General features: G+C 40.5%; 5 protein-coding genes and 2 pseudogenes. 6 read left to right on the top strand and 1 reads right to left on the bottom strand.

Annotated elements, in window-relative coordinates; all coding sequences use genetic code 11:
* Nucleotides 1–813 (top strand): annotated as a pseudogene (locus ACFIKO_RS07600) (cell envelope biogenesis protein TolA); the annotation flags it as partial.
* A 43-nt stretch (nt 814–856) separates the two neighbouring features.
* The gene (gene tolB, locus ACFIKO_RS07605; RefSeq protein WP_375619977.1) at nt 857–2,182 is read left to right on the top strand and encodes a Tol-Pal system beta propeller repeat protein TolB; all 1,326 of its coding nucleotides are present in this window, start codon (nt 857–859) and stop codon (nt 2,180–2,182) included.
* Between the two features lie 1,084 nt (nt 2,183–3,266).
* Here tolB and ACFIKO_RS07610 read toward each other — a convergent pair.
* Entirely contained in the window at nt 3,267–4,013 is a 747-nt protein-coding gene (locus ACFIKO_RS07610) for a YebC/PmpR family DNA-binding transcriptional regulator (RefSeq protein WP_005774608.1), read from the bottom strand.
* Nucleotides 4,014–4,381: 368 nt separating this feature from the next.
* Between ACFIKO_RS07610 and ACFIKO_RS07615 the strand changes: the two genes are divergently transcribed.
* The 4 genes and pseudogenes from ACFIKO_RS07615 to ACFIKO_RS07630 all read left to right on the top strand — a co-directional run.
* The gene (locus tag ACFIKO_RS07615) at nt 4,382–5,077 is read left to right on the top strand and encodes a DUF1013 domain-containing protein (RefSeq protein WP_375619975.1); all 696 of its coding nucleotides are present in this window, start codon (nt 4,382–4,384) and stop codon (nt 5,075–5,077) included.
* Nucleotides 5,078–5,083: 6 nt separating this feature from the next.
* A complete protein-coding gene (locus tag ACFIKO_RS07620) occupies nt 5,084–5,227 on the top strand; it encodes a hypothetical protein (RefSeq protein ID WP_375619974.1) in 144 nt (47 codons plus the stop codon).
* A gap of 52 nt (nt 5,228–5,279) precedes the next feature.
* On the top strand, nt 5,280–5,801 hold the full coding sequence (gene pal, locus ACFIKO_RS07625; protein WP_375673661.1) for a peptidoglycan-associated lipoprotein Pal: 522 nt from the start codon (nt 5,280–5,282) through the stop codon (nt 5,799–5,801).
* A gap of 52 nt (nt 5,802–5,853) precedes the next feature.
* A pseudogene (locus ACFIKO_RS07630) lies at nt 5,854–6,115 on the top strand (tol-pal system protein); the annotation flags it as partial.

Here is a 6,115-nt window from a genome sequence, read left to right on the forward strand (position 1 = left end):
GCCCCCAAGGTTGCGCCTGAGATGCCTTTGAGCGCACCGGAGGATGCCCCCAAGGTTGCGCCTGAGATGCCTTTGAGTGCACCGGAGGATGCTCCCAAGGTTGCGCCTGAGATGCCTTTGAGTGCACCGGAGGATGCCCTCAAGCCTGCGCACAAAAATGAAGAGATGATATCGCCAAAAGAATTGGCTCCAACGGTACAGAAGGTACCAGCAGAGCAGATTGTTCATCAAGCGCCCAAAATTACACTTCCAGAAAAATTTTTTCTTCCACAGTTTAAACCAAAATTTGACGAAGAATTCCCAAGGAAGAAAGGGGCTGCATTGAATCAAAAGACGCCAAAGCCTAACAAGAAAAACCAAGAGAAACAGACCATTGAAGATATTTTAGCACTGGAGGAAAATAATTTGCTCAATCGTGCGCGGTCACAAGGAGGGGGAGCAAAACGTTCTCATACACCAGAAGCTTTGGGCGCAAGAAAAAACATTGATTATACCACAAAAATGGCACAAACATTGGTCAATATCGCAGGGGGATGTATTCAACAGAAGCTTAAACTTGTGGCGCTTGGTGGCGATTTAAAAAACCGTCCGGTTGTGCGGTTGCGATTTTATTTAGATCGTGAAGGGATGGTTGTGGGCGATCCTATCATTGAGCCCGTAAGCGGGCTTGAGAGTCAACAAGCTATTATGATGAGGCAGGTGTATGCCGCTGTCTTTTCATGCCAACCTTATGCAGACCTCCCACGTGATCAATATGATCTATGGGGGCAAGGTTTTGACTTTAATGTTGATCCCCTCCAAGAAGTAAGATGATAAATGAGAAAAAATAAATTGGCTTAACGAAAGGACACATTCCATGATGACTATAACGAGACATAAAGTTTTTGCTTGGTTTATTGTCACTTGTGGGCTGTGGCTTTCAAGTATTTCATCGGGTTATGCGCAATTGAAAGGGACTATTTCGAGCGCTGATTTTAATCCCATTCCCATTGCAATTACAGACTTTATTTCCAATGATTCGATTGGGTTGAAAATATCTGCTGTGGTGACAGCCGATCTTGAGCGGTCGGGGCTTTTTTTACCGCTTAATAAAGAAATTTTTTTTGAAAACATTTCTAATCCTAATAAACAACCGCATTTTGCGTCTTGGCAGAAAATAAAAGCGCAAGGTTTAGTTACGGGGCAAGTCATGAGAGAAATCGATGGACGTTTGAGGGTCGATTTTCGTTTATGGGATGTTTTTGGACAAAGACAATTGAAAGGACGGCGTTTTTATACAGCGACAGAACGTTGGCGGCGTGTGGCGCATATGATCGCAGATGAAATCTATAGTGAGATGACAGGAGAAAGTGGTTATTTTGATACACGAATTGTTTTTATCGATGAAACAGGACCCCAAAATGCACGCATTAAACGTTTAGCAATGATGGATCAAGATGGTGCAAATTTGATTTATATGTCTGATGGAAGTGAATTGGTTCTTACACCGCGTTTTTCCCCAAAAAGACAAGAAATGACCTATATGGCTTATGAAGACAACCAGGTACCTCATGTTTATCTTCAACAAATTGAAATGGGACAAAGAGAGTTGATCGGAACGTTTAATAACATGACAATTGCTCCGCGTTTTTCTTCTGATGGACAAAAGGTCATCATGAGTTTATTACAAAATGATGGCAGTGCAAATCTTTACACCATGGATTTACGAACTCGTACGATGACGCGACTTACAACAACTTCTGCTATCGATACTTCTGCTTCTTATTCACCAGATGGAAAACAAATCGTCTTTTCTTCAGATCGTAGTGGAAAGCCGCAAATCTATAAAATGAATGCGGATGGGAGTGATATTCAGCGTATTTCTTCAAATGAGGGGAGTTATTCCACACCTATTTGGTCACCACGGGGTGACTATATCGCCTTTACAAAACAATTAAGGGGACAATTTTCTATCGGTGTTATGCGCCCTGATGGACAAGGAGAACGAATTTTAACTACGGGTTTTCATAATGAAGGACCAACTTGGGCACCTAATGGTCGTGTGCTGATGTTCTTTCGCAAAAATCCCGGTATGGGACCAAAAATTTATACGATTGATATTACAGGACGCAATGAACGACAACTCCCTACGCCCAATGATGCTTCGGATCCAGCATGGTCGCCATTGCTCAATATACAGTAAAACAAAATGCTTAAAAACAGAACATAGAAGGAATATAGTCTGTACAGTTTCAAGTTTACACAATCTCAATTGCCTTTAATTATTTAAAAGAAGGAATTGATTATAGTGGGCATGGGGAGTTATGTAGATTTCATCTATCATCTACGGTTGTTTATCGATAATAGAATTTCCTTGGGGGAAAATGCTTAAAAAAATTCAAAAACAAGACCTTGAAAAAATATAGTCGAAAATTCTGAGGTCTCTAGATTTCAACTTTTTATTCAAAGTGTCGCTATATATATTTTTTTGACTTCCTCTTCGATCTGGTTTGCGGAGAGTCCGGACTCTTGTCAAGGGTGTTTTTTCTGCTGCTCTTTGATGTGTTTTATTCAAGTAAGCTGTTGTTTTAGGTCTGAATATTGATTGATCGGTAATAGCAAAAGGATAGATTTTTAAGATAAATGACGTTATTTTATGAAACATACGATGCCATAAAGTTAATGTTATAAAGTCAAAAATTTATCCGCAACGGATTAGAGAGATATACCAGCTTTTTGTACAATACTTTGCTAAACAATCAGCTCTGGCTTTCCATTTGCTTATTTTAATTCTGTGATATTATAAAAACACTGTCATTTGAGGTGTGGGGATATAAGGCATATAAACCTCCTTGATATATTTAAGTATTTTTTAAGTGCGTGGCGAATATTTAGGGGAGTGTCTATTTTTTGAGCCTGAAGTTTCAAGTAAATTCCATGGGTGATTCGTCATAGGAATACGTCAAGAAAATCCGAATTGTTTACAGACCGGATCATCTTCATTATTTGAGGGTGGGGAGGTTAATCTTAAAGAACAAAAAGATCAAATAGAGAGGGGCTATAGGGATAATCTTTGGGGCATGTAAGAAAGGCGTGAGACTACAGAGTTTTGTATGCCTTATTTTTTGGTGATGTTTTCTGGAATTAATGGCGGTTTTTTTTGTTGCACCAATGGCTAGTCCCCGCTATTGACGCGGGGCTTTTATATGGGCGGATAGAGAGGAGAGGTGACAGATGCTTTTGAAGCCCTCATGGATGACAGAGAGGGCTTATGCAAATGATAGGAATTATACAGATAATTTTGCTAAAATCTCATCGCTGACATCAAAATTGGCATAAACATTTTGTACATCATCATCTTCTTCTAATGTTGAAATCAGTCGTAAAACGGACAAAGCTTTTTCTTCATCTATTGGTGCAAGGGTGGTGGCTTTCCAAATTGTTTTAATCGATTCTGCTTCACCAAGTTTTGCTTCAAGTGTTTTGGAAACTTCACCAATATCTTCAAATGCGCAGGTGATATGATGTCCGGTTTCTTCTGATTGCACATCTTCGGCACCGGCTTCAATTGCTGCATCCATGATATTATCGGCTGTTCCTGCTTCTGGCTTATAGATTATTTCACCAATCCGATTAAACATGAAACTGACCGATCCTGTTTCTCCTAGGGCTCCTCCTGATTTTGTGAAGGCGGCGCGCACATTTGAAGCGGTGCGGTTGCGGTTATCGGTTAAAGCTTCAACAATGACGGCAACACCGCCTGGTCCATAGCCTTCATAGCGTACTTCATCATAATTTTCGACATCGGTGCCTGAAGCTTTTTTAATCGCGCGTTCAATATTATCTTTCGGCATCGATTGTGCTTTGGCATTTTGAACAGCTAGCCTTAAACGTGGATTCATGGCTGGATCAGGAGCACCTTGTTTTGCTGCTACGGTAATTTCGCGCGCAAGCTTAGAAAATATTTTCGAGCGCATTGCATCTTGACGCCCTTTACGGTGCATAATATTTTTAAATTGTGAATGGCCTGCCATAGTTTTCCTTCCTATTTTAGGGCTTTCTTTCCAGTTGGATACTCTTTAAGAATTTAAGGCGATAAAACACGCATCCCACCAGAATAAATATGCCACAACATGAGGTGAAATAATCGAATAAACCCTTTATAAGAAAATTCATCTTAAAGGTAAAGACACCTTAGTTGAGGATCATTACAAGAGAGATCTCTTGTCGTTGAGCAAAAATAACGCTATAACAGAATGTAATCTCATGGCAAAGTGGTTTATTCCATGCCTCGCTTTGTTTTAGGAGTGGTTGGAGAGAACCTAACATATAAAAAGTTCTAGTGCTCTTGAGTGGGCGGTAACCTGCCTCATAGAAGAGGCGCAGAAGAGGATTTATAAAAATGGCAACGCAACTTTTGATGCCCAAAGCAACAGCTGTTTGGTTGGTTGATAATACAGCTCTTTCTTTTGATCAGATTGCAGAATTTTGTAAATTGCATGTCTTGGAAGTAAAAGCTATTGCCGATGGTGATGCGGCTTATGGTATTAAAGGTTTAGATCCGATTAGTTCTGGGCAATTGACGCGCAGTGAAATTGCACGGGTGGAGGCTGATCAAAACGCACGCTTGAAAATTTCTCAATCTAGGGTGCATATTCCTGAAAAAAAACGCAAAGGGGCGCGCTATATCCCTCTTTCTCGACGCCAAGATCGTCCCAATGGTATCCTATGGTTAGTCACGAATCATCCCGAGTTGAAAGATGCACAAATTGCACGGTTGATTGGGACAACAAAAGCGACAATTGAACAAATCCGCCTTAGAACCCATTGGAATAGTGCCAATTTGGTTCCTCTTGATCCTGTAGGACTTGGTTTGTGTTCGCAAATCGATTTAGATTTTGAGCTTCAGCGTGCGGCAAAAAATCGCCCTGTTTCTTTGGAAGAAGATAGGTCGTTGCTTCCCGCTTCTGTGACGGAAAACGCTGCTCTAGAGGAAAATGAGAGTGAAGAAAATCTGCATAAGACTTTTGACGCTGATAAAGTTTTTGCAAAGCTGAACGCGCTGCAAAAAAATCGTCAAGATCAAGATGATGCATAAAGAGCCATGACGTATAAGGAAAACATTTCTTATGGAAATGTTAGAGGAATGGCTGGAGAAAAGAAAATTTGGCAGAGACTCAAAAATAAAAATGATGACCAAAAAAACAGAAAAATTTCGTCTTCATTAGGAATTAACGGTTATTCTTGAAAATATTTTTAAGAATTTATCCTTCTTTACGACACTCAAGGAGAAACGGACTATGCGTTCTACCAAAAAAAACTTCTCTCATTTCTTAGCTATCCTCTTTTTTTTCTCTCTATGCTTGGGTGGGTGTGGCAAAAAAAATGTCGGTGCACTTAACGGTATGAATGGCGCTTATATGAACGATGCTGGTTTGAATCAGGTGTCACCAGGCTCAGGACAAGAATTTACGGTTAATGTGGGTGATCGCGTGTTTTTTAGTCTCGATTCTTCTTCACTTGATGCTGATGCTGAACGTATTTTAACGCGTCAAGCGGAATGGTTGCTTCATTATCCTTATTATTCTATTATGATCGAAGGTCATGCTGATGAGAGGGGAACACGTGAATATAACTTGGCACTTGGACAGCGCCGTGCTGTTGCTGTGCGAAACTATTTGGTGTCTCTAGGTGTGTCTGAACAACGGATTCAAACAATTTCTTACGGAAAAGAAAGACCTGTAGCAGTGTGTGATGATATTTCCTGTTGGAATCAAAATCGACGTGCTGTGACAACGTTGAGTGACATGAATAGTCATTAAAAAGAAGATTGTTTGTTTCAACTATTCAATGAGCTCTTAAGGGGAAAAAAGAATGTATCGTAAAATCAATTGGAAAACACTCTTTTATATGGCGGTTTTCATGGCTTGTTCTACTTCACTTGTTCAAAGTGCGGCACGAAGGGCTTCCGAATATCCTGCACATGATACGGATAAAGTTGATGGAGTTGATAAGGCATCTAGCGTGGAGGAAAAAGCCACTGATACTGTTGATAAGGGTGTCGATGCAGTGAAGAAAGCACCTGAAGCAGCTGATAAAGCAGCTTCTAGCGTGGAGGAAAAAGCCACTGACACTG

The organism is Bartonella sp. TS82HLJMH (assembly GCF_042193495.1).
GTDB classification, from domain to species: domain Bacteria; phylum Pseudomonadota; class Alphaproteobacteria; order Rhizobiales; family Rhizobiaceae; genus Bartonella; species Bartonella grahamii.

Bases quoted from the DNA above. Each gene is read 5' to 3' on its own strand.
- tolB (WP_375619977.1), top strand. From the start codon at position 857: ATGATGACTATAACGAGACATAAAGTTTTTGCTTGGTTTATTGTCACT.
- ACFIKO_RS07610 (WP_005774608.1), bottom strand. From the start codon at position 4,013: ATGGCAGGCCATTCACAATTTAAAAATATTATGCACCGTAAAGGGCGT.
- ACFIKO_RS07615 (WP_375619975.1), top strand. From the start codon at position 4,382: ATGGCAACGCAACTTTTGATGCCCAAAGCAACAGCTGTTTGGTTGGTT.
- ACFIKO_RS07620 (WP_375619974.1), top strand. From the start codon at position 5,084: ATGACGTATAAGGAAAACATTTCTTATGGAAATGTTAGAGGAATGGCT.
- pal (WP_375673661.1), top strand. From the start codon at position 5,280: ATGCGTTCTACCAAAAAAAACTTCTCTCATTTCTTAGCTATCCTCTTT.